Consider the following 24,242-nt stretch of genomic DNA (forward strand, 5'->3'; position numbering starts at 1 on the left):
GGGTCAGATGGATAGCCTCGTACGGAAGTCGAGGTTGTCCGTCGGGAAGTTGGCGGGGATCAGGCGGAGACCAGCTCGGTCTCGCCGTTGTCCTTGCCCGAGGCGGCCGTCTCGGGCAGCGGGGTCTTCGGCAGGACCGCGTACAGCACGGCCGCGATGACGATCGTGGTCAGCCAGCCGAGGCCGTGGCGGCCGATCCAGGACGTGGCGAGCGGACCGCTGAACCAGTCGACCTTGGTGAAGAGCAGGCCCCCGATCAGGGCGATCGCCCACGCCGTCATCGCCTGCCAGGCGAAGCCCGCCTTGTACCAGTAGGCGCTGGTGCGCTTGGTGTCCATCAGCGCCTCGCCGTCGTACGTCTTGCGGCGCAGCATGTCGATGCCGAAGACGCCGATCCAGGCGGAGAAGGCGACCGCGAGGAGGGTGAGGAAGGAGATGAACGAGCCCATGAAGCTCGTCGCCACGTTCATCAGGATGTAGCCGAAGATCAGGCTGATGATCGCGTTCACGCTGACCGCCCACGCGCGCGGGACCTTGATGCCGAGCGTCATGGCGGTGAAGCCCGCGGAGTACATCGACATCGAGTTGATCAGGAGCATGCCGATCAGGGCCATCAGCAGGTACGGCACCGCGATCCACATCGGGAGCAGCTCGCCGAGGAAGGAGACCGGGTCCTGCGCCGAGGACAGCTTCGGGTCGGAGACCGCCATGACCGCGCCCATCAGGACCATCGGGACGACGACGATGCCGGCGCCGCCGATGGCGTGGCCGATGAGCGGCTTGTTGGAGGCCGTGCGCGGCAGGTAGCGGGTGAAGTCCGGTCCTGTGGGGACCCAGCTGATGCCACCGGCGGCGATCGTGCCGACGCCCGCGACCATCATCGCGGTGGAACCCGCGGGCTTGTCGAAGACGGCGGACCAGTCGGTCTCGGCGATGAGGTAGATCAGCACGAGCACGCTGAACGCGCCGAAGGCGTACGTCGACCAGGTGCTGCAGACGTGCAGGATCTTGCGGCCGAGGCCGCTGATCAGGAACGTACAGGCGACGAAGGCGACCAGCGTGACGACCGTCAGCCAGGTGCTCGACTCGACGCCGAAGCAGATGTTCAGGACGGTGATGATCGCGTACGCGCCCGTGACCGCGTTGATCGTCTCCCAGCCCCAGCGGGCGACCCAGATCAGGGCGCCCGGGAAGAGGTTGCCGCGCTGGCCGAAGACCGCGCGGGAGAGCGTCATGCCCGGGGAGCCGCCGCGCTTGCCGGCGATGGAGATCAACCCCACCATGCCGTAGCTCAACAGGGGCGAGACGAGGGCGACGACCAGAACCTGCCAGATGTTCAGGCGGTTGGAGACGATCAGGCCCGCGCCCATGGTGAGCAGCAGAACGCTGATGTTGGCCGCTACCCAGGTGGGGAAGAGCTCACGGGTACGGCCCGTGCGCTCGGCGTCCGGAACGGGCTCGAGGCCGCGTGTCTCGAGGGCGCCTTCGGTTTCGGCGGTGGTGCTCATGGGGGTGGGTCCGTGCCTCTCGCTCGGCTCGCAACGCTGCGACCCGTCGGTGGGGGTGATCGCGATGGACTCTACGCGCGTTGATGCGGAGACCTCCATCGTACTTTAGTCCGAGTAGTGCCCTCGCAGGGCATATGTTCTTTGGAGGAAACTCCAATCTGGGCCTCTTCCGGGGCCATGGCCGATACTGGACGGGTTATGGAAATCGTCATCCTTGCTGTAGTCATCGCCGTGGTCGTGATCGGCGCGCTCGGCGGGCTCGTGATCGGCAGCCGCAAGAAGAAGCAGCTGCCCCCGCAGGCCCCGTCCAGCACGCCCACCATCACCGCCCCTCCCGCCGAACCGAAGGTCGGCGACGAGGCCGAGACGCCGCGCGACGAAACGCGCCGCACGATCGAGGAGGTGGAACTCCCGCTCGCCGAGCCGACCGCGTCGGCACCGGTCGTCGAGGAGCCGGTCGTCGAGGAGCCGGCCGCGCCGGAGCTCGAGACTCCCGAGCCCACCGCCGGCCGCATGGTCCGGCTGCGCGCCCGGCTCTCCCGCTCGCAGAACGCGCTCGGCAAGGGACTGCTCACGCTGCTGTCCCGCGAGCACCTCGACGAGGACACGTGGGAGGAGATCGAGGACACGCTGCTCACGGCGGACGTCGGCGTCGCGCCCACCCAGGAGCTCGTGGAGCGGCTCCGCGAGCGCGTCCGCGTTCTCGGCACCCGCACCCCGGACGAGCTGCGCACCCTGCTCCGCGAGGAACTCCTCACGCTCGTCGGCGCGGACCTCGACCGCACCGTGAAGACCGAGTCGGGCCTGGAGACGCCGGGCATCGTGATGGTCGTCGGTGTGAACGGCACCGGCAAGACCACCACCACCGGCAAGCTCGCCCGTGTCCTCGTCGCCGACGGCCGCACGGTCGTCCTCGGCGCCGCGGACACGTTCCGCGCGGCCGCCGCCGACCAGCTGCAGACCTGGGGCGAGCGCGTGGGCGCCCGCACGGTCCGCGGCCCCGAGGGCGGCGACCCCGCGTCGATCGCCTTCGACTCCGTCAAGGAGGGCATCGCGGACGGCGCCGACGTCGTCCTCATCGACACCGCGGGCCGACTGCACACCAAGACCGGCCTCATGGACGAGCTCGGCAAGGTCAAGCGCGTCGTCGAGAAGCACGCCCCGCTCGACGAGGTGCTGCTCGTCCTCGACGCCACGACCGGGCAGAACGGCCTCATCCAGGCCCGCGTCTTCGCCGAGGTCGTCGACATCACGGGCATCGTCCTCACGAAGCTGGACGGCACCGCCAAGGGCGGCATCGTCGTCGCCGTGCAGCGCGAGCTGGGCGTGCCGGTGAAGCTGGTGGGTCTCGGGGAGGGCGCGGACGACCTGGCGCCGTTCGAGCCCGAGGCGTTCGTCGACGCGCTCATCGGCGACTGAGCGACCGAGGACCGCTTCGGCGATTCTCGTACGCGGAGAAGGGCCCCCTCGCACGGTGCAGATGCGAGGGGGCCCTTCCGTCTGTACCGGCCCGTTACGCGGGGGACCGGTGTGCGACGTACGCCAGGGTGCCGAGCAGCAGGCGGGCCTGCGGCGGGTTCGTCGCCGAATCGAGGGCGGGGGCGCGGAGCCAGCAGACCGGGCCGAGGCCGCCGCGGTCGGACGGGGGCGCGGTGATGTGCGCGCCCTGGCCCAGACCGTGCAGGTCGAGGGCGGCGTCGTCCCAGCCCATCCGGTAGAGCAGCTGGGGGAGTTCGGTCGCGGCGCCGGGGGCGACGAAGAACTGCGCGCGGCCGTCCGGGGTGACCGCCACGGGACCCAGGGGGAGGCCCATCCGCTCCAGCCGGACCAGGGCGCGCCGCCCCGCGGCCTCCGCCACCTCGATCACGTCGAAAGCGCGTCCCACCGGCAGCATGACCGCCGCTCCGGGGAACTCGGCCCACGCGTCCGCCACTTCGTCGAGCGTGGCCCCGGCCGGGACCTCGGGGGCGAAGCTCAGCGGGTGCGCGCCGGGCGCCACGCAGTCGGCGGCTCCGCACGAGCAGACGTCGTCCAGGGCACGGGCGCCGGGCGCCGCGGCCCAGCCCCAGAGTCCGGTGTACTCCGCCACCGCCGTGCAGTCCGATGTGCGGCCGCGCCGCCGTGATCCGGTCCGGGGCCGGTCGGTTCCCCGGATGCCGCCGATCGTGAAGCCCATGCCCCCTCCAACGGGTCGAGCGTGCCGCGGTTACGTGACGGAATCGGATCGTGACCCTCTGTTCTTGACGGCGCCCAGTGGCCCAGCGGGTGGTGCGCCCGGTGGTACGCGCCCCAGCGCACTTCTCTCCGCCCACTTTCATCCGTCCTATGTCAAGTGAATCGCTTGCGGGGGCAAGGGAGTTCATTCGAAGGGGTGGCGAATGGTGGCGTTTCCGCGATCGCCCTCGCCGGACGGGTGATCGTGGGATTACTTTCGGTACACGGCCCTGGAAGTTCGAGCACTCGTGGGTATGCCGGAGGCAAGTCGGTTTCCTGTTCGATGGGTGACATTCTCCGGACGGACGGCGGCGAGTGGCGGCATTCTGTTAGGGCTAGCCGTGTACAGCGCGCAGATGTCTTGAGGGATGGGGGCGTTCCAGTGAGCGGCAATGGCGGAGGCGGCGCGAACGCGGAGAAGCGCCCCAACGAGATGCTCACGTCGTGGTTCGTGCGCAGCGGTTGGTCCAAGGGCGAGCTGGCCCGGCAAGTCAACCGGCGGGCACGGCAGTTGGGTGCACATCACATTTCCACGGACACCTCACGGGTGCGCCGCTGGCTGGACGGCGAGAATCCGCGCGAGCCGATTCCCCGCATCCTTTCCGAGCTGTTCTCCGAACGGTTCGGCTGTGTCGTCGCCGTCGAGGACCTGGGCCTGCGTGCCGCGCACCGCACGCCCGCGTCCTCCGGGGTCGACCTGCCCTGGACCGGGCCGCAGACGGTCGCCCTCATCAGTGAGTTCTCGCGCAGCGACCTGATGCTCGCCCGCCGCGGATTCCTCGGCACCTCGCTCGCGCTCTCCGCGGGCCCCGCCCTCATCGAGCCCATGCAGCGCTGGCTCGTGCCCTCGCCCGCGACGCCGCGCGAGGACCCCGAGCCCGCCGCGTCGCGCCGCCCGGCGCGGCTCTCCAGGCCGGAGCTGGACCTCCTGGAGTCCACGACGGTGATGTTCCGCCAGTGGGACGCCCAGTGCGGGGGCGGGCTTCGGCGCAAGGCCGTCGTCGGGCAGCTGCACGAGGTGACGGACCTGCTGCAGGAGCCCCAGCCCGAGGCCACCTCCAAGCGCCTCTTCAAGGTCGCGGGCGAACTGGCCGAACTGGCGGGCTGGATGAGTTACGACGTGGGGCTCCAGCCCACCGCCCAGAAGTACTTCGTCCTCGCCCTGCACGCCGCCAAGGAAGCGGGCGAGAAGCCCCTGGGGTCGTACATCTTGTCGAGCATGAGCCGCCAGATGATCCACCTCAACCGGCCGGACGACGCACTCGAACTCATCCACCTCGCGCAGTACGGAAGCCGGGACTGCGCGGGGCCGCGCACCCAGGCCATGCTGTATGCGATGGAGGCCAGGGCGTACGCGAGCATGGGCCAGCCCGGCAAGTGCAAGCGGGCCGTGCGGATGGCCGAGGACACCTTCGCCGACGCCGAGGACTTCGGCGAGCCCGAGCCGGACTGGATCCGCTTCTTCTCCGAGGCCGAGCTGAACGGCGAGAACGCCCACTCGTTCCGCGACCTGGCGTACGTGGCGGGCCGCAGCCCCACGTACGCCTCGCTGGCCGAACCCGTCATGGACCGCGCCGTGGAACTCTTCGAGAAGGACCTCGAGCACCAGCGTTCGTACGCGCTGAACCTCATCGGCAAAGCAACCGTCCACCTGCTCCAACGCGAGCCCGAGCAGAGCACGGTCCTCGCGGGACAGGCGCTCGGCATCGCCAAGAAAGTGCGCTCCGAGCGGGTCAACACCCGCCTGCGCAAGACCGTCGACACCGCCGTGCGGGACTTCGGGGACGTCGCCGAAGTCGTCGAGCTCACCGAACGACTCGCCATCGAGATGCCGGAGACCGTGGAGGCGGTCTGACACCCGGCACCACCTGCCCCGGCCGCGGCCGGGCCATCCCTTACAGCCCGACTCGGCTCCCCCATGCCAGGTCAGCCGGATGGCCGCCGCGGCCGGTTCCAGTAGCGCGCACAGGGGTGCATCGCACACCCCGCGCGACCCGCGAGTTCATGGGCGCGTAACACGCACGACCTCTTCGTCACTGCGGCGAAACACCGAGGGGCCCCCGCCGAAACGGCGCTGAGCCAGTCTCTGGCGCACAACCGGCCCCACAGCGAGGAGACGCCGATGCCCCCAGGCATCACGATCGCCGCAGACGCCCCCGAGCTGTCTGCCGCCAACACAGGCTTCATGCTCATCTGCTCCGCCCTGGTGATGCTCATGACACCGGGCCTGGCCTTCTTCTACGGAGGCATGGTCCGCGTCAAAAGCACCCTGAACATGCTGATGATGAGCTTCATCAGCCTGGGCATCGTCACGGTCCTCTGGGTGCTGTACGGCTTCTCCGTCGCGTTCGGCACCGACCACGGCAGCCTCTTCGGCTGGGAGGGCGACTACGTAGGACTCAGCGGGCTCGGCATCAACCAGCTCTGGGACGGCTACACCATCCCGGTCTACGTCTTCGCCGTCTTCCAGCTGATGTTCGCGGTCATCACGCCCGCACTGATCAGCGGCGCCCTCGCGGACCGCGTGAAGTTCACGGCCTGGGCGCTGTTCATCGCCCTGTGGGCCACCATCGTGTACTTCCCCGTCGCGCACTGGGTGTGGGGCACCGGCGGCTGGGCCTTCGAACTCGGCGTCATCGACTTCGCCGGCGGCACCGCCGTCCACATCAACGCGGGCGCCGCCGCCCTCGGCGTCATCCTCGTCATCGGCAAGCGCGTCGGCTTCAAGAAGGACCCGATGCGACCGCACTCCCTGCCGCTCGTCATGCTCGGCGCGGCCCTGCTGTGGTTCGGCTGGTTCGGCTTCAACGCCGGCTCGTGGCTCGGCAACGACGACGGCGTCGGCGCGCTCATGTTCGTCAACACACAGGTCGCCACCGCCGCCGCCATGCTCGCCTGGCTCCTCTACGAGAAGCTCCGCCACGGCGCGTGCACCACGCTGGGCGCCGCGTCCGGCGCCGTCGCGGGCCTCGTCGCCATCACCCCGTCCGGCGGCTCCTGCTCGCCGCTGGGCGCCATCGCCATCGGCGCCATCGCGGGTGTGCTGTGCGCCATGGCGGTCGGGCTCAAGTTCCGGTTCGGGTACGACGACTCCCTCGACGTCGTCGGGGTCCACCTGGTCGGCGGCATCGCAGGATCGGTTCTCGTCGGCTTCTTCGCCACCGGCGGCGGGCAGTCCAAGGCGCAGGGCCTGTTCTACGGAGGCGGCCTGGAACAGCTGTGGAAGCAGCTCGCGGGCGTCGGAGCGGTGCTCGCGTACTCCCTGCTCGCCTCCGCGGTACTCGCCCTGCTCATCGACAAGACCATCGGCATGCGGGTCTCCGAGGACGACGAGGTCGCGGGCATCGACCAGGTCGAGCACGCGGAGACCGCGTACGACTTCAGCGGAGCGGGCGGCGGCAGGGCTCCTCGTACGGAGGTACCGGCGCCCGGCGCGGACGGCGCGCAGGCAACGGCCCAGGTTCAGCGGAACAAGAAGGTGGACGCATGAAGCTCATCACCGCGGTCGTCAAGCCGCACCGGCTCGACGAGATCAAGGAGGCGCTGCAGGCCTTCGGCGTGCACGGCCTGACCGTCACCGAGGCCAGTGGCTACGGACGGCAGCGCGGCCACACCGAGGTCTACCGCGGCGCCGAGTACACCGTCGATCTCGTACCGAAGATCCGCATCGAGGTCCTCGTCGACGACGACGACGCGGAGCAGCTCATCGAGGTCGTGGTGAAGGCCGCCCGCACCGGCAAGATCGGCGACGGCAAGGTCTGGAGCGTCCCCGTCGACACGGCGGTGCGGGTGCGGACCGGGGAGCGCGGCCCCGACGCGCTGTGAGCTGAGCAGGGGGGCAGAACGGGACGACTGAGCAGGACTGAGCGGGACCGAACGGGAGCTGCCGGGTGACGAGTATGGATGTACGGACCGAAGCGGAAGCGGAAGACTCCGGCCCCAGCGGCTACGCGGCGGCCCGGCTGCGGCTCCTCCACGAGGAGTCGCGGTCCGGGCCGCCGCGCCGTTCCGCCCTCGCCGAGCTGACGGACGACTGGCTGGCCGACCTCTTCCGAGCAGGGCCCGCGGGCACCCCGCGAGGCGCCGCGCTCATCGCCGTGGGCGGCTACGGACGGGGCGAACTGTCGCCGCGCAGCGACCTGGACCTCCTCCTGCTGCACGACGGGAGCGCCGGCCCCAAGGAACTCGCCACACTCGCCGACCGCCTCTGGTACCCCGTATGGGACCTCGGGATCGCCCTCGACCACTCCGTGCGCACCCCCGCGGAAGCGCGGAAGACCGCGGGCGAGGACCTCAAGGCGCACCTTGGGCTGCTCGACGCCCGGCACGTCGCCGGTGACCTCGGCATGACCACAGCGCTCCGCACGGCCGTCCTCGCCGACTGGCGCAACCAGGCCCCCAAACGGCTGCCCGAACTGCGCGAGCTCTGCGACGAACGGGCCGAACGCCACGGCGAGTTGGGCCACCTGCTCGAACCCGACCTCAAGGAGGCGCGGGGCGGACTGCGTGACGCCACCGCGCTGCGCGCCGTCGCCGCGTCGTGGCTCGCCGACGCGCCCCGCGAGGGACTCGACGAGGCCCGCCGACGCCTCCTCGACGTACGGGACGCACTGCACCTGGCGACGGGCCGCGCCACCGACCGGCTCGCCCTCCAGGAACAGGACCAGGTCGCCGCCGAACTCGGCCTCCTCGACGCGGACACGCTGCTGCGCCAGGTGTACGAGGCCGCGCGCGTCGTCGCCTACGCGGGCGACGTCACCTGGCGCGAGGTCGGGCGCGTGCTGCGGGCCCGGGCCGCACGGCCACGGCTGCGGACGATGCTCGGCGGCAGGAGCGGCGGCCGGACATCGGCCGCCGAGCGGTCGCCGCTGGCCGAGGGGGTCGTGGAGCAGGAGGGGGAGGCCGTGCTCGCCCGCGCGGCACGCCCCGAACGGGACGCCGTGCTGCCCCTGCGGGCCGCGGCCGCCGCCGCGCAGGCGGGCCTCCCGCTGTCCCTGCACGCCGTACGCCGCCTCGCCGCCACGGCGCGGCCCCTCGCCACACCGTGGCCCGCCGAGGCGCGTGAGCAGCTCGTGACGCTGCTCGGGGCGGGCCGGCCGACCGTGCAGGTGTGGGAGGCGCTGGAGGCAGAAGGGCTCATCACCCGGCTCCTGCCCGACTGGGAGCGGGTCCGGTGCCGTCCGCAGCGCAACGCCGTCCACACCTGGACGGTCGACCGGCACCTGGTCGAGACAGCGGTGCGGGCCTCCGCGCTCACCCGGCGGGTGGGGCGGCCCGACCTGCTGCTCGTGGCCGCGCTGCTGCACGACATCGGGAAGGGGTGGCCCGGCGACCACTCCACGGCCGGGGAGACCATCGCCCGCGACGTCGCCGCACGGATCGGCTTCGACGCGGGCGACGTGGCGGTCGTCGCGCGCCTGGTCCGGCACCACCTGCTGCTCGTGGAGACGGCCACGCGCCGGGACCTCGACGACCCCGCGACGGTACGGGGAGTCGCCGAGGCGGTCGGCTCGGTGGGCACGCTGGAGCTGCTGCACGCCCTCACGGAGGCGGACGCGCTGGCCACGGGGCCCGCGGCCTGGTCGGCGTGGCGCGGGGCGCTGGTCGCCGACCTGGTGAAGCGGGTGACGGCGGTGCTGTCCGGGGAGGCGCCCGAGGAACGGGCCGCGGAGGACGCGGCGCCGACGGCGGAACAGGAGCGGCTCGCGGTGGAGGCTTTCCGCACGGGCGGCCCGGTGCTCTCGATGCGGGCGGACTCCGGGGTTCCCGCCGAGGACGGGCCGGAGCCGCTCGGGGTGGAGCTCGTGGTCGCGGTCCCGGAACGGCCGGGGGTGCTGTCCTCGGTAGCCGGGGTGCTGGCACTGCACCGGCTCGCCGTGCGGACGGCGGAGCTGAGGGCGCTGACGCTGCCGTCCGACATCGGGCCCGGTGCGGGGGACTCGGTGCTGTTGCTGAGCTGGAGGGTGGCGGCGGAGTACGGCTCGATGCCGCAGGCGGCGCGGTTGCGGGCGGATCTGGTGCGGGTGCTGGACGGTTCGCTGGCCATCGAGGCCCGCCTCGCCGAGCGGGAGGCGGCGTACCCGCGCCGCAGGGGCACGGTGGCGCCCCCGGCCCGGGTGGCGGTGGCCCCGGCGGCGTCGCGCCTCGCCACGGTGATCGAGGTGCGGGCCCAGGACGCCCCGGGCCTGCTGCACCGCATCGGGCGGGCGCTCGAGGCGGCGGGGGTAGCGGTGCGCAGCGCCCATGTGTCGACCCTGGGGGCGAACGTGGTGGACGCGTTCTATGTGACAGGGGCGGAGGGGGCGCCGCTGGAGGGGGAGGCGGCCGCGGGGGTGGCCCGGAAAGTGGAGGGGGTGTTGCGGGGGTAGGGGAGCGAGGGCGGTGTCGCCGGTGGGGCGGTGGAGCGTACGGCGTCGGCGGGACGGCGGAGCGTACGGCGCCGGGGAAGTCCCGCCCAGCGCCCCGGGCACCCGCCCCGGACAGATACTCTGGAAGGCGACCTGTCCCCCTTTCCCCGACCCGAGGATTCGCGACCGCCGTGTTCGATACTCTCTCCGACCGCCTCGCAGCGACATTCAAGAACCTCCGGGGCAAGGGCCGCCTGTCCGAGGCGGACATCGACGCCACGGCGCGCGAGATCCGCATCGCCCTGCTCGAGGCGGACGTGGCCCTGCCCGTCGTCCGCGCCTTCATCAAGCAGGTCAAGGAGCGCGCGGCCGGTGCCGAGGTCTCCCAGGCCCTCAACCCCGCCCAGCAGGTCATCAAGATCGTCAACGAGGAGCTCGTCGGCATCCTCGGTGGCGAGACGCGCCGCCTCCGGTTCGCCAAGACCGCGCCGACCGTCATCATGCTGGCCGGTCTGCAGGGTGCCGGTAAGACGACCCTCGCGGGAAAGCTCGGCCTCTGGCTGAAGGGGCAGGGCCACTCGCCGCTCCTCGTGGCGTGCGACCTGCAGCGCCCCAACGCCGTCAATCAGCTGAGCGTGGTCGCCGAGCGCGCGGGCGTCGGTGTGTACGCCCCGCAGCCGGGCAACGGCGTCGGTGACCCCGTGCAGGTCGCCAAGGACTCCATCGAGTTCGCGCGGACGAAGCAGTACGACGTCGTGATCGTCGACACCGCGGGACGCCTCGGCATCGACCAGGAGCTGATGCAGCAGGCCGCGGACATCCGCGACGCCGTCAGCCCGGACGAGGTCCTCTTCGTCGTCGACGCGATGATCGGTCAGGATGCGGTCAACACGGCCGAGGCGTTCCGTGACGGCGTCGGCTTCGACGGCGTCGTGCTCTCCAAGCTCGACGGTGACGCCCGCGGTGGTGCCGCGCTCTCGATCGCGCAGGTCACGGGCCGCCAGATCATGTTCGCCTCGAACGGCGAGAAGCTGGACGAGTTCGACGCGTTCCACCCGGACCGCATGGCGTCCCGCATCCTCGGCATGGGCGACATGCTCACGCTGATCGAGAAGGCCGAGCAGACCTTCTCGCAGCAAGAGGCCGAGAAGATGGCCTCGAAGCTGGCGTCCAAGAAGGGCCAGGACTTCACCCTGGACGACTTCCTGGCCCAGATGGAGCAGGTCAGGAAGATGGGCAGCATCAGCAAGCTGCTCGGGATGATGCCCGGCATGGGGCAGATCAAGGACCAGATCAACAACCTCGACGAGCGCGACGTCGACCGCACCGCCGCCATCATCAAGTCGATGACGCCCGCCGAGCGTCAGGAGCCGACGCTCATCAACGGCTCGCGCCGTGCCCGTATCGCCAAGGGCTCCGGTGTCGACGTCAGCGCGGTGAAGAACCTCGTCGAGCGGTTCTTCGAGGCGCGGAAGATGATGTCCCGCATGGCCCAGGGCGGCGGCATGCCGGGTATGCCCGGGATGCCGGGCATGGGCGGCGGCGCCGGCAAGCAGAAGAAGAAGCAGAAGCAGGCCAAGGGCAAGCGCAAGTCGGGCAACCCGATGAAGCGCAAGCAGGAGGAGCAGGAGGCCGCCGCGCGCCGCGAGGCCGCGAACCAGGCGGGCTCCGCCTTCGGGATGCCGGGTGCGCAGCCGGGCAAGGACTTCGAGCTGCCGGACGAGTTCAAGAAGTTCATGGGCTGAGCCCGGACTTCGCTGTATGTCGCTCGGGGCGCTCCTCTGGAGAGGGGCGCCCCGAGCGTTTTCCGGAGGCGTTCTCCAGGAGGCGTCTCCGAGGGTGTCTCCGGGTGGTGTCCCGCGAGGGAGAGCGGGTGCCTGGGGCTGGTTTGTGTCGTAACGTCCGGATATGAGCAACCCCGTGCCGCCGGACCGGGCGCCCGACAAGCCGTGGCGCTCCGAGGGCGCGCCCTCGCCCGACCCCGCACCGCCGCCGAAGAAGAAGATGCCGGGCGGCTGGGGCGGTCTCGTCCTGACGGCCCTGATCGTCTACCTCATCGCCAACCTCGTGCTCTCCTTCTTCAACGACGGGGACGAGCCGACCATCTCGTACACGGAGTTCAGCAAGCAGGTCGACTCCGGCAACGTCACGAAGATCTACTCCAAGGGCGACGCGATCCAGGGGCAGCTCAAGAAGGAGCAGCCGAGGCCGGACGGCGACAAGGGGAAGTACACCAAGTTCACCACCCAGCGGCCCGCCTTCGCCGACGACAAGCTCTGGGACGACCTGACCAAGCACAAGGTCACCGTCACCGCGGAGCCCGTCGTACAGGAACGCAGCTTCCTGTCGAACCTCCTCATCTCGCTCGCGCCGATGCTCCTGCTCGTCGTGCTGTGGATCTTCATCGCCCGGCGCATGAGCGCGGGCATGGGGGGGCGGTGGCGGCATGCTCGGCCGCAAGACGCCGCCCAAGCCCGTCGAGCTGGAGCCGGGGGCGAAGCGGACCACCTTCGAGGACGTGGCGGGCATCGACGAGGTCGAGGGCGAGCTCAACGACGTCGTCGACTTCCTGAAGAACCCCGGCGCCTACCGCGAGATGGGCGCCAAGATGCCGCGCGGCGTGCTCCTCGCGGGCCCGCCCGGCACCGGCAAGACCCTGCTCGCACGCGCCGTCGCCGGCGAGGCGGGCGTGCCCTTCTTCTCGGCCTCCGCATCGGAGTTCATCGAGATGATCGTGGGCGTCGGCGCCTCGCGTGTACGGGAACTCTTCACCGAGGCCCGCAAGGTCGCGCCGTCCATCATCTTCATCGACGAGATCGACACCATCGGACGCGCCAGAGGCGGCGGCAGCGGCATGGGCGGGCACGACGAGCGCGAGCAGACGCTCAACCAGATCCTCACCGAGATGGACGGCTTCTCGGGCGCGGAAGGGGTGATCGTGCTCGCCGCCACCAACCGGGCCGACATCCTCGACCCCGCCCTCACCAGGCCCGGCCGGTTCGACCGGGTCGTCAACGTCTCGCCTCCCGACCGCGGCGGACGCGAGGCCATCCTCAGGATCCATACGAGGCCCATCCCGCTGGCCGACGACGTCGACCTCGCCCAGGTCGCCCGTACGACACCGGGCATGACCGGCGCCGAACTCGCCAACCTCGCCAACGAGGCCGCCCTCATCGCCGTCAAGCGCAAGCAGCGCACGGTCACGCAGTCCGACCTCTCCGAAGCTATGGAAAAGGTGCAGCTCGGCGCCGAACGGCCGCTGGTGATGCCCGAGGACGAGCGCAGGCGCACGGCCTACCACGAGAGCGGACACGCCCTGCTCGGCATGCTCCAGCCCGGCGCCGACCCCGTCCGCAAGATCACGATCGTGCCGCGCGGGCGCGCGCTGGGCGTCACGCTCTCGACCCCGGACTCCGACAAATACGCCTACACGGAGGAGTACCTCCGGGGGCGCATCATCGGTGCCCTGGGAGGCATGGCCGCCGAACACGTTGTCTACGGAGTCGTCACCACCGGCGCGGAGAACGACCTGGAGCAGGTCACCAACATCGCCCGCGGCATGGTCGCCCGCTGGGGCATGAGCGAACGCGTCGGCCGCCTCTCCGCCCTGCCGAACGACGCCCAGCAGGCGTACGGTCTGGCGGCCGCCCCGGAGACCCTCGACACGATCGACCGCGAGATGCGCCGCATCGTGGACGAGTGCTACGAGAGCGCCTGCCGCCAACTGCGCGACCACCGCGACCAGCTGGACGCCCTGTCCGCCGCGCTGCTGGAGAACGAGACGCTGGAGGAGGCGGACGCGTACCGGATCGCCGGCATCACGCGGATGACCAAGGCCGGCTGACGTACGCCCCTCCTACGGAGAGGTCTCCTATGGAGAGGCCTCCTACGCGGAGAAGCCCCCTTCTTCGGAAAGGGCACCTACGAAGACGCCCTCTAAGGCGTACGCGCGATCAAGTACCGGAAGACGTTCGGCATCCACACCGTCCCGTCCGCGCGCCGATGCGGATGCAACGCCTCCGTCAACTCCTTGTCGACCTGAGACTGATCCGTCACTCGCACCGCAGCGTCGAACAGCCCCGTCGAGAGCAGCCCGCGTGCGGCGCTCTCCACGTCCGCGTACCCGAAGGGGCACGCGACCCGGCCCGACCCGTCCGGCTTCAACCCCGCCCGGTGGGCGACCACCTCCAGGTCGTCGCGGAGCGCGGGGCGCCAGGTGCCCGTGCTCCGGAGCGGGTCCGAGAGCTTCGTCGCCACCTTCAGGACCGAAGAGCTCGCGCAACGCTCCGGAGGGCCCCAGCCGGCGAGCACCACCGGCGTACCGTGCCCGGCCAGCGGAGTCGCCGCCGCCAGGAGGTCGGAGAGCCCTTCGGAGTCGCCCGCCATACAGCCGATCGGCTGGAACGCCGTGACGAGGTTGTACGTGGGCAGGCCCGGGTCCGCCGTGTCCGCGGGACCGCCTTCCACCAGCCGGGCGGCGGCACGCGCGCGTGCGTCACCCGTCGACTCCGGCAGCAGACGTTCACGCGCGAGAGCAAGGCGTTCGGGCTGCGAGGGGTCGACGCCGGTGACCGCGGCACCCCGTGAGGCCGCCATCAGCAGAGCCAGTCCGGAGCCACAGCCGAGGCCGAGCAGCCGGGTGCCGTTCCCCACGTCGAGCCGTTCGTACACCGCTTCATAGAGCGGGACCAGCATTCGTTCCTGGATCTCCGCCCAGTCACGCGCGCGTGCACCCGGGTCCACACGGGGCGCCGCGCCCGTGCGGGGATGGTGCGACTGCACGAGTGTTGGTGTCATCGAATGCGCCCCAATCAGCCGAGAGTTAGTGCCGTGACGTAATCCAACGGTTCGTCCGCCCCCGTGCAGTGCGCTCGCACTCCCCCCGTATGCCAGAGAACTGCGCATCCGTCGTGGAGTCCAGAGGTTGTGGGCCAATGCTTGCGTTCCACCGTCGTGCGCCCCCCGGAGATAAACCCGCGCACTCTCCGCAGGCCCGCCTCTACCATGCGCGCCATGGCCAAAACACCCGTGCTCACGCCCCAGGCGGAAGACTTTCCGCGCTGGTACCAGGACCTGATCAACAAGGCCGAGCTGGCCGACAACGGCCCGGTGCGCGGCACCATGGTGATCCGACCGTACGGCTACGGGTTGTGGGAACGGATGCGGCAGGAGATGGACGCCCGCATCAAGGAGACGGGCACGCAGAACGCGTACTTCCCCCTCCTCATCCCGCAGTCGTACCTCACGAGGGAGGCGGAGCACGTCGAAGGCTTCGCCCCGGAACTCGCCGTCGTCACGCACGGCGGCGGCAAGGAGCTGGAGGAGCCGGTCGTCGTCCGCCCCACGTCGGAGACGATCGTCAACGAGTACTTCTCCAAGTGGGTGCAGAGCTACCGCGACCTGCCGCTGCTGATCAACCAGTGGGCCAACGTGGTGCGATGGGAGATGCGCCCGCGCCTGTTCCTGCGGACGTCGGAGTTCCTGTGGTAGGAGGGCCACACCGCCCACGCGACGTACGAGGAGGCCCGCGACTTCGCCGCCCGCATCCACCGCCACGTCTACGGAGACTTCATGCGCGACGTCCTCGCCATGGACTTCGTCCTGGGCCGCAAGACCGCCAAGGAGCGCTTCGCGGGCGCCATCAACACCCTCACCCTCGAAGGCATGATGGCCGACGGCAAGGCGCTCCAGCTCGGCACCAGCCACGAGCTCGGCCAGAACTTCGCCAAGGCCTTCGACACCCGGTACCTGTCCAAGGACGGCACGCGGGAGCTCGTCTGGCAGACCTCCTGGGGCAGCACGACCCGCATGATCGGCGCGCTGGCGATGATGCACGGCGACGACGACGGCCTGCGCGTACCGCCCCGTCTCGCCCCCGTCCAGGTCGTCGTCCTCGCCATCAAGGGCGACGACGCCGTACTCGCCGAGGTCCACGAGATCGGCGACACCCTGCGGGCCGCCGGCATCCGCGTCCAGGTCGACGACCGCACGGACACCCCCTTCGGCAGGCGCGCCGTGGACTGGGAGCTCAAGGGAGTCCCCGTACGCGTCGAGGTCGGCCCGCGCGACCTGGAGAACGGCACCGCCATGCTGGTCCGCCGCATCCTGGGCAAGCACAGCCCCGGCAGCAAGGAGCCGGTCGCCGTCGACGCCCTCGCCGCCCTGCTGCCCACGGTCCTCGAAGAGGACCAGGCGCTGCTCCTGACCCAGGCCCGCGCCCGCCGCGAGTCCCGCACCTCGGACGTCCGCACGGTCGACGAGGCCGTGGAGGTGACGGCCGCCGGCGGCTGGGCGCGTGTCCCGTGGGCCGCCCTCGGCGAAGAAGGCGAGGCCAGGCTGGCCGAGCACTCCGTGACCGTACGGTGTCTGGTCACGGAGGACGGGGCGGTGCCGGACGCCGACGAGACCCCGGGTAACGTCGCTCTCGTCGCCCGCTCCTACTAGGGGAGGGCGCCTCCGGTACGGCCGCGCTCGATCTCGGCTCGCACGCCTGCCCAGGCAACACGAGCCCCGGCGCGAGGACTCGATCTACGCGCCGGGGCGTACGCGCCACTACGTACCGGCTTGGTGTGAGCTGTGAGGCTTCTCCGCAGATCAGCGCACCCGCCCTCGTCCGGACGCATCAACGGCAACTGACGGGTACGTGCAAATTATTTGGGATGCCCCGGAATGGAACCCCCGAGGCTCCCGGCTCGTTGTTCACGACGTGAGCACGACACCACCTGTTCTCGCCGCAGAGCTGGCACAGGCGTGGGCCGACATTCAGCGGCACCACCCCGAGCTGCCCGACCTTGCCGCGCCCGAATCCCTGATCGGAGAGTCGTCGTCCGCCTGTGGCGCCGAGCTCTCCTTCGAGCGACTGCTTCACGAGGCAGTCCATGGCATCGCCGCCTCGCGCGGCGTACGCGACACCTCACGTGCCGGCCGATACCACAACCGCAGATTCCTCGCGATCGCCGAGGAGCTGGGCCTGGACCACCCCGAGGAGCCACATCCCAGCAGCGGCTTCTCACTGGTCACGCTCAACCCGGACGCAAAGAAGCGCTACCGCCCGACGATCGAGCGGCTCCAGCGGGCCCTGAAGGCACACACCGCGGCGACGACGGCGGACACCGCGCGCAGCTTCCGGGGGCCGGCCGCGCGGCACGGCTCCTCCGGCGGAGGCGTGCGCGTCAAGGCCGTCTGCGACTGCGGGCGCAACGTCCGCGTCGTGCCCTCCGTCCTCGCGCAGGCGCCGATCATGTGCGGCGGCTGCGGCAAGCCCTTCCGGATCCCGGAAGGGGTCGTGGTGGGCGTGGGCTGAGCTGGATCGGGGCGCCCGGACCGGGTGCGGGCGCCCCGCCGACGTATGGCACAATGGCTAGCTGTACTCGACAGTCGCACAGGACCCCTCTCTCCTCCGGCTGACGCGTCCATCGGGCACTCGAGTACCGCAACCCCACGCGGCATCCACGTTGTGCCCACCCACGTCAAGACCAGGAGACACCACTCCCGTGGCAGTCAAGATCAAGCTGAAGCGTCTGGGCAAGATCCGTTCGCCTCACTACCGCATCGTCGTCGCCGACTCCCGTACCCGCCGTGACGGCCGGGCCATCGAGGAGATCGGTCTGTACCACCCGGTGCAGAACCCGTCGCGCATCGAGGTCAACTCGGAGCGTGCCCAGTACTGGCTGTCCGTCGGCGCCCAGCCGACCGAGCCGGTCATGGCCATCCTGAAGCTCACCGGCGACTGGCAGAAGCACAAGGGTCTGCCCGCCCCGGCGCCGCTGAAGGTTGCCGAGCCCAAGGACAAGCGCGCTGCGTTCGAGGCCTTCACCAAGGGTCTCGAGGGCGACGACGCCAAGGGTGAGGCCATCACCCAGAAGGCCAAGAAGTCGGACAAGAAGGCGGACGAGGCCGAGGCCGCGTCCACCGAGTCCACCGAGGCCTGAGCATGCTCGAGGAGGCTCTCGAGCACCTCGTGAAGGGCATCGTCGACAACCCCGACGACGTGCAGGTCGCCTCGCGCAATCTGCGCCGCGGGCGCGTCCTCGAGGTCCGGGTCCACCCCGACGACCTCGGCAAGGTGATCGGCCGCAACGGCCGCACCGCGCGCGCTCTGCGCACCGTCGTGGGCGCAATCGGCGGCCGTGGCGTCCGCGTCGACCTCGTCGACGTGGACCAGGTTCGCTGAACCGGGTTCCCAGGACCGATGGGTTCGTAGAACCACAGCAGCACCGGCTCGGGCCGGGGAGGGCTCCAGGACCTTCCCCGGCCCGTAGTCGTTGGATGAGGAGAAACGCAGTGCAGTTGGTAGTCGCCCGTATCGGCCGTGCCCACGGCATCAAGGGTGAGGTCACCGTCGAGGTCCGCACCGACGAGCCGGAGCTGCGGCTCGGCCCCGGCGCCGTGCTCGCCACCGACCCCGCCGCCACGGGGCCGCTGACCATCGAGTCCGGCCGGGTGCACAGCGGCCGCCTCCTCCTGCGCTTCGAGGGCGTGCGCGACCGCACGGGCGCCGAGGCGCTGCGCAACACCCTCCTCATCGCCGAGGTGGACCCCGAAGAGCTCCCCGAGGAAGAGGACGAGTTCTACGACCACCAGCTCATGGACCTCGACGTCGTCACCCAGGACGGCGAGGAGATCGGCCGGATCACCGAGATCTCGCACCTGCCCTCGCAGGACCTCTTCATCGTGGAGCGGCCCGACGGCAGCGAGGTGATGATCCCCTTCGTCCAGGAGATCGTCGTCGAGATCGACCTGGAGGAGCAGAAGGCCGTCATCGACCCGCCGCCCGGGCTGATCGACGACCGCGCGGAGATCGCGTCCACCCGGGACGAGGCGTAATGCGGCTCGACGTCGTCACGATCTTCCCCGAGTACCTGGACCCCCTGAACGTCTCCCTCGTGGGCAAGGCACGCGCGCGTGGACAGCTCGACGTCCAGGTGCACGACCTCAGGGAGTGGACGTACGACCGGCACAACACGGTCGACGACACCCCCTACGGCGGCGGCCCCGGCATGGTCATGAAGACCGACCCCTGGGGTGCGGCCCTCGACGACGTGCTCGCCGACGGGTACGAGAACGGGGCCCACGGGCCCGTCCTGGTCGTCCCCACGCCCAGCGGCCGCCCCTTCACCCAGGAGCTGGCCGTGGAGCTCTCCGAGCGCCCCTGGCTGGTCTTCACGCCCGCACGCTACGAAGGCATCGACCGCCGCGTCACGGACGAGTACGCGACCCGCATGCCCGTCTACGAAGTCTCCATCGGCGACTACGTCCTCGCGGGCGGTGAAGCCGCCGTCCTGGTCGTCACCGAGGCCGTGGCCCGGCTCCTGCCCGGCGTCCTCGGCAACGCCGAATCCCACCAGGACGACTCCTTCGCCCCCGGAGCCATGGCCAACCTCCTGGAAGGCCCGGTGTACACCAAGCCTCCCCAGTGGCGCGGGCACGGCATCCCCGACGTCCTCCTCAGCGGACACCACGGCAAGATCGCCCGCTGGCGGCGGGACGAGGCGCTCCGGCGCACGACCCGCAACAGGCCCGATCTCATTGAGCGTTGCGACCCCAAGGCCTTCGACAAGAAGGACCGCGAGATGCTCTCGATCCTGGGGTGGCGGCCGGGGCCGGACGGCCGATTTGGGCGAGACCCCGAGGCCGTGGAAGAATAGGCCGCTGCTGTACGTCCAGCGTGCGCCCCTGCCACAGGGGGAACGACGCCCGCCCGACGCGATCAGCTACCGAAACCTCATCACCACATTCCGCTGATGACCTGTGGCATCAGTGAAGAAAGCAGACGATCATGGCTAACCTGCTCGACTCCGTCGACAGCGCGTCGCTGCGCAGCGACCTCCCGGCCTTCCGCCCGGGCGACACCGTCAACGTCCACGTCCGCGTCATCGAGGGCAACCGCTCCCGTGTGCAGCAGTTCAAGGGCGTAGTCATCCGCCGCCAGGGTGCCGGCGTGCGCGAGACCTTCACGGTCCGCAAGGTCTCCTTCTCCGTCGGCGTCGAGCGCACCTTCCCGGTGCACACCCCGATCGTCGAGAAGATCGAGCTCGTCACCCGCGGTGACGTGCGTCGCGCGAAGCTGTACTACCTCCGTGACCTGCGCGGCAAGGCCGCGAAGATCAAGGAGAAGCGCGAGAGCTGAGCTCCCGCGCGGGTCCACAGCGGGGCCGGATAGCATCTGGCCCCGATGGACACCGAAGCGCAGCACACGGAGCGCGACCGCTCCTCCCCACCCTCCGACTCCGGAGACGTCCCAGACGTCGCCGAAGCGTCCGAGGAGACGGAGGAACGGTCGCGCTCCGTTTTTGCGTCGCTCGTCGACCGCGTGCCCGGAGGCGGGTTCACTCTGTCGTTCCTGCTGTGCATGGGCGCCCTGCTCCTGGTCAGTGCCTTCGTGGTGCAGCCCTTCCAGATCCCGAGCGGCTCCATGGAGCCCGCATTCCGCTCCGGGGACCGGGTACTCGTCAACAAGTTGGCGTACCGTTTCGGTTCCGAGCCGCGACGGGGCGACGCGGTCGTCTTTGACGGAAGCGGTTACTTCGGAGCAGCCGACTACATCAAGCGGGTCGTCGGCACGGGCGGAGACCGGGTGGTCTGCTGCGACAAGCGGGGGAGGGTCCAGGTGAACGGCGAGCCGATCGACGAGCCGTACCTGTACCCGGGAGATACCGCCTCCAAGGTGCCCTTCGACGTCGTCGTCCCCGAGGACAGCCTTTTCCTCCTCGGCGACCACCGCAGTGACTCCCGCGACTCCCGCGACCATCTCGGAGAGCCCGGCGGCGGCATGATCCCCGTCGACGCGGTCATCGGCAGGGCCGACTGGATCGCCTGGCCCATCGGCCGCTGGACGTCCCTGGAGCGCCCCGACAGCTACGCGCGCGTGCCTGCACCGGGCGGCGCGCATGGGTAGCCGCGGACGCACCCGCGGCGCCGGCCACCGCGTCGACACCCGGCTGCCCACGGGGTCCCGGCCTACCGACGGCCCCGCCCTGCCGGGCCGGGCCGAGCGGCGCAAGCTCGCGAGGAAGGTCAAACGGCGCAGGCGTCGTTCGGCGATCAAGGAGATACCCCTCCTCATAGGTGTGGCGCTGCTCATAGCCCTCGTCCTGAAGACCTTCCTGGTGCAGGCCTTCGTGATCCCGTCGGGCTCCATGGAGCAGACGATCCGGGTCGGCGACCGCGTCCTGGTCGACAAGCTCACCCCCTGGTTCGGCTCGAAGCCGGAGCGCGGCGACGTCGTCGTCTTCAAGGACCCCGGCAGCTGGCTCGAAGAGGAACAGGGCAAGAAGAAGCACGACCCCGTGGTCGTCAAGCAGGTCAAGGAAGGCCTGACCCAGATCGGCCTGCTGCCCTCCGACAGCGAACGCGACCTCATCAAGAGAGTGATCGGCGTCGGCGGCGACACCGTGAAGTGCTGCGACAAGAACGACAAGGTCACCGTCAACGGCGTGCCGCTCGACGAGCCCTACATCAACCCGGGGGACAAGCCCTCCGCCTTCGAGTTCCAGGTGAAGGTCCCCGAAGGCCGCCTCTTCATGATGGGCGACCACAGGAGCGACTCGGCCGACTCCCGCTTCCACCGCACCGAGAAGTTCAGCGGCACGATCGCCGAGGACCAGGTCGTCGGACGTGCCGTCGTCATCGCATGGCCCTTCGGGCACTGGCGCAAGCTGGAGGCACCGGACACATATGCGTCAGTTCCCGACGCGCGTGTGGGATCGGACATCGCCACAGGAGCGTCGCATAGGCTGGCCCCTGACGATCGATATGGATTGATCCGGCTCCCGACCCCTGCGGAACTCCCGCTCGTTATGGGAGTGGTGGGCCTGCATCGCATCTGGGGCAGGCGGCGGCACGGACTGAGGAGTGGATGTGGGGGATTTGGCGGTCGGCGCACGATCCGGACACGAGGGGCCCGAAGATCGGCCGGGACGATCCGACGAGCCGGGCGTCGACCCCGTCGCGGACGGTACGACCCCCGGGAGTGACGCCGTGGGCGACGGCGGCGACGGTGGCGCGACGCGCGAACAGGATCCCGAGCAGCCGAGGAAGAAGCCCCGCTCCTTCTGGAAGGAGCTGCCGCTCCTCATCGGTATCGCCCTGGTCCTGGCGCTGCTCATCAAGACGTTCCTGGTCCAGGCGTTCTCGATCCCGTCGGACTCGATGCAGAACACGCTGCAGCAGGGCGACCGCGTCCTCGTCGACAAGCTGACGCCGTGGTTCGGTTCCGAGCCCGAGCGCGGCGAGGTCGTCGTCTTCAGGGACCCCGGCCACTGGCTGGACGGAGAGCCCACGCCCGACCCGAACGCGATTCAGCGGGTCCTCGGCTGGGTCGGCCTGATGCCGTCCGCCGACGAGAAGGACCTCATCAAGCGCGTCATCGGCGTCGCGGGCGACACGGTGGAGTGCAAGGGCACCGGCCCGGTGAAGGTCAACGGCAAGGCGCTGAACGAGCCCTACGTCTTCGCGGGCAACACCCCCTGCAGCGTCGACGACCAGGGCGGCCAGTTCAAGATCAAGGTTCCCCAGGGCAAAATCTGGGTCATGGGTGACCACCGGCAGAACTCGCTGGACTCCCGCTACCACCAGAAGCAGCCCGGCGGCGGCGCCGTCCCCGTGGACAACGTCGTGGGCCGCGCCATCGTGATCGCCTGGCCGCCCACCCGCTGGGCGACGCTGCCCAAGCCGGACACCTTCGACCAGCCGGGCATCAACGCGCTCTCCAGCGCGGCGCCGGGCGTCCTCGGACTCGCGGGTGCCGTGCCGCTCGTGCTGTGGCGCAGGCGCCGTCTCACGGTGGCTGCCGCGCGTGGCGCGAGGGTTTCTGGCGGCAGTACCGCCGGGTAGGGTGCCGTCCCAGATCGCCGATCTTCCGCCGTCCGTACGCACGGGCGGCGAGGTCGTCTCCGAGATGGGGGAGCACTGGGATGAGCAGGACACAACGTACGAACGAGGGCCACGGACGGCTCGGCAGCGTGCTGTCGGGTGTCGCCGTGGCCCTCGGCTGTGTGCTCTTCCTCGGAGGGTTCGTCTGGGGCGCGATCCTGTACCAGCCGTACACCGTCCCCACCGGGTCGATGGCGCCGACGATCGGCTCCGGTGACCGTGTGCTCGCGCAGCGGATCGACGGCGACGAGGTGCGCCGTGGCGACGTCGTCGTCTTCGAGCAGTCCACGTGGGGCGACCTGCCCATGGTGAAGCGCGTCGTCGGCATCGGCGGCGACAGGATCGCCTGCTGCAGCAACGGCAAGCTGACCGTCAACGGCAAGGACGTCGCAGAACCGTATCTCCTGGATCAGGGCGAGGCCGCCGTGGCCACCCGCATCCCCGCGACGACGGTCCCCAAGGGGCGCCTGTTCCTGCTCGGTGACGAGCGCAGCGGATCGCTGGACTCCACCGCGCACCTGACCGACGGGGAGAACGGCACGGTGTCGAGGAAGGCCGTGAAGGCGCGGGTCGACGCGGTGGCCTGGCCGATGGAGAGGTTCGGCATGCTGGAGCGGCCCGACGGCTTCGCGGCCATGCCGGGCGGCACCTCCGAGCCGGGCCCCCTGCGCCTGATGGTGATCGCCGTCGTGGCGGGCATGGTCCTCGTCCTGGGTGGCGCGGCCTACGGTCCTGTGGCCAGGCGCACGGGCCGCCGCCGCGCCGGCAGTGGTGCGCAGGAGACCGCCGGTGTCGGCTGACCTGCGCAGGGTCGCCCGGGTGATCCTGCTCGACCCGAGCGACCGCATTCTGCTGATGCACGGCTTCGAGCCGGGGAACGCGTCGGACGACTGGTGGTTCACGCCGGGCGGCGGGGTGGAGGGCGACGAGACGCGCGAACAGGCGGCCCTGCGCGAGCTGCGGGAGGAGACCGGCATCACCGAGGTGGAACTCGGCCCTGTCCTGTGGCAGCGCGTCTGTTCGTTCCCCTTCGCGGGGCGGCGCTGGGACCAGGACGAGTGGTACTACCTGGCCCGTACGTCGCAGACCACGATCGCCGCGGAGGGCCTCACGGAGCTGGAAAGACGCAGCGTCGACGGAGCACGTTGGTGGACGTGCCGAGAACTGACCGAGGCTCATGAGACGGTGTATCCGACCAGGCTCGCCGAGCTGCTTCGCAGACTGCTCGACGAGGGGCCCCCGGAAAGGCCCGAGATCCTCGACACGGAAATCGTGTAGGGGCTCGCGGGGCTGACGCACA

The 24,242-nt window shown here is 70.5% G+C and carries 20 protein-coding genes and 2 pseudogenes; 19 read left to right on the forward strand and 3 right to left on the reverse strand.

Annotated elements, in window-relative coordinates; all coding sequences use genetic code 11:
• Positions 1-59 precede the first annotated feature (59 nt).
• Entirely contained in the window at positions 60-1,508 is a 1,449-nt protein-coding gene (locus AC07DO_RS33750; RefSeq protein ID WP_479065195.1) for a cytosine permease, read from the reverse strand.
• Positions 1,509-1,706: 198 nt separating this feature from the next.
• Between AC07DO_RS33750 and ftsY the strand changes: the two genes are divergently transcribed.
• Positions 1,707-2,927: a signal recognition particle-docking protein FtsY gene (ftsY, locus tag AC07DO_RS33755; protein WP_479065197.1), complete on the forward strand. Its 1,221-nt coding sequence runs from the start codon at positions 1,707-1,709 to the stop codon at positions 2,925-2,927.
• A 94-nt stretch (positions 2,928-3,021) separates the two neighbouring features.
• Here ftsY and AC07DO_RS33760 read toward each other — a convergent pair whose 3' ends face one another.
• The gene (locus AC07DO_RS33760; protein WP_479065198.1) at positions 3,022-3,684 is read right to left on the reverse strand and encodes a bifunctional DNA primase/polymerase; all 663 of its coding nucleotides are present in this window, start codon (positions 3,682-3,684) and stop codon (positions 3,022-3,024) included.
• A 420-nt stretch (positions 3,685-4,104) separates the two neighbouring features.
• On the opposite strand from AC07DO_RS33760, the gene nsdA reads away from it, so the two are divergent.
• The 6 genes and pseudogenes from nsdA to ftsH all read left to right on the forward strand — a co-directional run bounded on the left by nsdA (position 4,105) and on the right by ftsH (position 13,913).
• Positions 4,105-5,577, forward strand: a complete 1,473-nt coding sequence (gene nsdA / locus AC07DO_RS33765) for a transcriptional repressor NsdA (protein ID WP_479065200.1) — start codon at positions 4,105-4,107, stop codon at positions 5,575-5,577.
• 267 nt (positions 5,578-5,844) lie between these two features.
• Entirely contained in the window at positions 5,845-7,212 is a 1,368-nt protein-coding gene (locus AC07DO_RS33770) for an ammonium transporter (RefSeq protein ID WP_479065202.1), read from the forward strand.
• Positions 7,209-7,547 carry a P-II family nitrogen regulator gene (locus tag AC07DO_RS33775; RefSeq protein ID WP_150172692.1) on the forward strand — a complete coding sequence of 113 codons (339 nt, stop codon included), beginning with the start codon at positions 7,209-7,211 and terminating at the stop codon, positions 7,545-7,547. Before AC07DO_RS33770 ends, AC07DO_RS33775 begins: the two co-directional genes overlap by 4 nt.
• Before the next feature lie 74 nt (positions 7,548-7,621).
• Positions 7,622-10,090: a [protein-PII] uridylyltransferase gene (locus AC07DO_RS33780; protein ID WP_479065204.1), complete on the forward strand. Its 2,469-nt coding sequence runs from the start codon at positions 7,622-7,624 to the stop codon at positions 10,088-10,090.
• A gap of 170 nt (positions 10,091-10,260) precedes the next feature.
• Positions 10,261-11,814 (forward strand): signal recognition particle protein, encoded by a 1,554-nt coding sequence (gene ffh, locus AC07DO_RS33785; protein ID WP_479065206.1) that lies wholly within the window; start codon positions 10,261-10,263, stop codon positions 11,812-11,814.
• Positions 11,815-11,977: 163 nt separating this feature from the next.
• Positions 11,978-13,913, forward strand: a pseudogene (gene ftsH, locus AC07DO_RS33790) (ATP-dependent zinc metalloprotease FtsH).
• A gap of 92 nt (positions 13,914-14,005) precedes the next feature.
• On the opposite strand, the gene AC07DO_RS33795 reads toward ftsH, so the two are convergent.
• The gene (locus AC07DO_RS33795) at positions 14,006-14,866 is read right to left on the reverse strand and encodes a class I SAM-dependent methyltransferase (RefSeq protein WP_479065208.1); all 861 of its coding nucleotides are present in this window, start codon (positions 14,864-14,866) and stop codon (positions 14,006-14,008) included.
• 216 nt (positions 14,867-15,082) lie between these two features.
• On the opposite strand from AC07DO_RS33795, the pseudogene proS reads away from it, so the two are divergent.
• From proS to AC07DO_RS33855, 12 genes and pseudogenes are all read left to right on the forward strand, one after another.
• Positions 15,083-16,513, forward strand: a pseudogene (gene proS / locus AC07DO_RS33800) (proline--tRNA ligase).
• A gap of 262 nt (positions 16,514-16,775) precedes the next feature.
• Positions 16,776-17,372, forward strand: coding sequence for a hypothetical protein (locus tag AC07DO_RS33805; RefSeq protein WP_479065209.1), 597 nt, complete (start codon positions 16,776-16,778; stop codon positions 17,370-17,372).
• A 190-nt stretch (positions 17,373-17,562) separates the two neighbouring features.
• Entirely contained in the window at positions 17,563-18,000 is a 438-nt protein-coding gene (gene rpsP / locus AC07DO_RS33810) for a 30S ribosomal protein S16 (protein ID WP_150186450.1), read from the forward strand.
• 2 nt (positions 18,001-18,002) lie between these two features.
• Complete coding sequence (locus tag AC07DO_RS33815) at positions 18,003-18,242, forward strand: RNA-binding protein (RefSeq protein ID WP_014176063.1); 240 nt, start codon at positions 18,003-18,005, stop codon at positions 18,240-18,242.
• Between the two features lie 110 nt (positions 18,243-18,352).
• Positions 18,353-18,895, forward strand: a complete 543-nt coding sequence (gene rimM / locus AC07DO_RS33820) for a ribosome maturation factor RimM (protein WP_150215964.1) — start codon at positions 18,353-18,355, stop codon at positions 18,893-18,895.
• Positions 18,895-19,716, forward strand: a complete 822-nt coding sequence (gene trmD, locus AC07DO_RS33825; RefSeq protein ID WP_479065215.1) for a tRNA (guanosine(37)-N1)-methyltransferase TrmD — start codon at positions 18,895-18,897, stop codon at positions 19,714-19,716. Before rimM ends, trmD begins: the two co-directional genes overlap by 1 nt.
• A 131-nt stretch (positions 19,717-19,847) precedes the next feature.
• Entirely contained in the window at positions 19,848-20,198 is a 351-nt protein-coding gene (gene rplS, locus AC07DO_RS33830; RefSeq protein ID WP_479065217.1) for a 50S ribosomal protein L19, read from the forward strand.
• Between the two features lie 45 nt (positions 20,199-20,243).
• Positions 20,244-20,966: a signal peptidase I gene (lepB, locus tag AC07DO_RS33835; protein ID WP_479065219.1), complete on the forward strand. Its 723-nt coding sequence runs from the start codon at positions 20,244-20,246 to the stop codon at positions 20,964-20,966.
• A complete protein-coding gene (gene lepB, locus AC07DO_RS33840) occupies positions 20,959-22,044 on the forward strand; it encodes a signal peptidase I (protein WP_479065221.1) in 1,086 nt (361 codons plus the stop codon). Before lepB (AC07DO_RS33835) ends, lepB (AC07DO_RS33840) begins: the two co-directional genes overlap by 8 nt.
• 4 nt (positions 22,045-22,048) lie before the next feature.
• Complete coding sequence (lepB, locus tag AC07DO_RS33845) at positions 22,049-22,903, forward strand: signal peptidase I (protein WP_479065223.1); 855 nt, start codon at positions 22,049-22,051, stop codon at positions 22,901-22,903.
• A gap of 80 nt (positions 22,904-22,983) precedes the next feature.
• Positions 22,984-23,742, forward strand: coding sequence for a signal peptidase I (lepB, locus tag AC07DO_RS33850; RefSeq protein WP_479065225.1), 759 nt, complete (start codon positions 22,984-22,986; stop codon positions 23,740-23,742).
• On the forward strand, positions 23,732-24,220 hold the full coding sequence (locus AC07DO_RS33855) for an NUDIX hydrolase (protein ID WP_479065227.1): 489 nt from the start codon (positions 23,732-23,734) through the stop codon (positions 24,218-24,220). Before lepB (AC07DO_RS33850) ends, AC07DO_RS33855 begins: the two co-directional genes overlap by 11 nt.
• The last annotated feature ends 22 nt before the right edge of the window (positions 24,221-24,242 follow it).

The organism is Streptomyces sp. NPDC045678 (assembly GCF_056432085.1).

Bases quoted from the DNA above. Each gene is read 5' to 3' on its own strand.
- AC07DO_RS33750 (WP_479065195.1), bottom strand. From the start codon at position 1,508: ATGAGCACCACCGCCGAAACCGAAGGCGCCCTCGAGACACGCGGCCTC.
- ftsY (WP_479065197.1), top strand. From the start codon at position 1,707: ATGGAAATCGTCATCCTTGCTGTAGTCATCGCCGTGGTCGTGATCGGC.
- AC07DO_RS33760 (WP_479065198.1), bottom strand. From the start codon at position 3,684: ATGGGCTTCACGATCGGCGGCATCCGGGGAACCGACCGGCCCCGGACC.
- AC07DO_RS33770 (WP_479065202.1), top strand. From the start codon at position 5,845: ATGCCCCCAGGCATCACGATCGCCGCAGACGCCCCCGAGCTGTCTGCC.
- AC07DO_RS33775 (WP_150172692.1), top strand. From the start codon at position 7,209: ATGAAGCTCATCACCGCGGTCGTCAAGCCGCACCGGCTCGACGAGATC.
- AC07DO_RS33780 (WP_479065204.1), top strand. From the start codon at position 7,622: ATGGATGTACGGACCGAAGCGGAAGCGGAAGACTCCGGCCCCAGCGGC.
- AC07DO_RS33795 (WP_479065208.1), bottom strand. From the start codon at position 14,866: ATGACACCAACACTCGTGCAGTCGCACCATCCCCGCACGGGCGCGGCG.
- AC07DO_RS33815 (WP_014176063.1), top strand. From the start codon at position 18,003: ATGCTCGAGGAGGCTCTCGAGCACCTCGTGAAGGGCATCGTCGACAAC.
- trmD (WP_479065215.1), top strand. From the start codon at position 18,895: ATGCGGCTCGACGTCGTCACGATCTTCCCCGAGTACCTGGACCCCCTG.
- rplS (WP_479065217.1), top strand. From the start codon at position 19,848: ATGGCTAACCTGCTCGACTCCGTCGACAGCGCGTCGCTGCGCAGCGAC.
- lepB (WP_479065219.1), top strand. From the start codon at position 20,244: ATGGACACCGAAGCGCAGCACACGGAGCGCGACCGCTCCTCCCCACCC.
- lepB (WP_479065221.1), top strand. From the start codon at position 20,959: ATGGGTAGCCGCGGACGCACCCGCGGCGCCGGCCACCGCGTCGACACC.
- lepB (WP_479065225.1), top strand. From the start codon at position 22,984: ATGAGCAGGACACAACGTACGAACGAGGGCCACGGACGGCTCGGCAGC.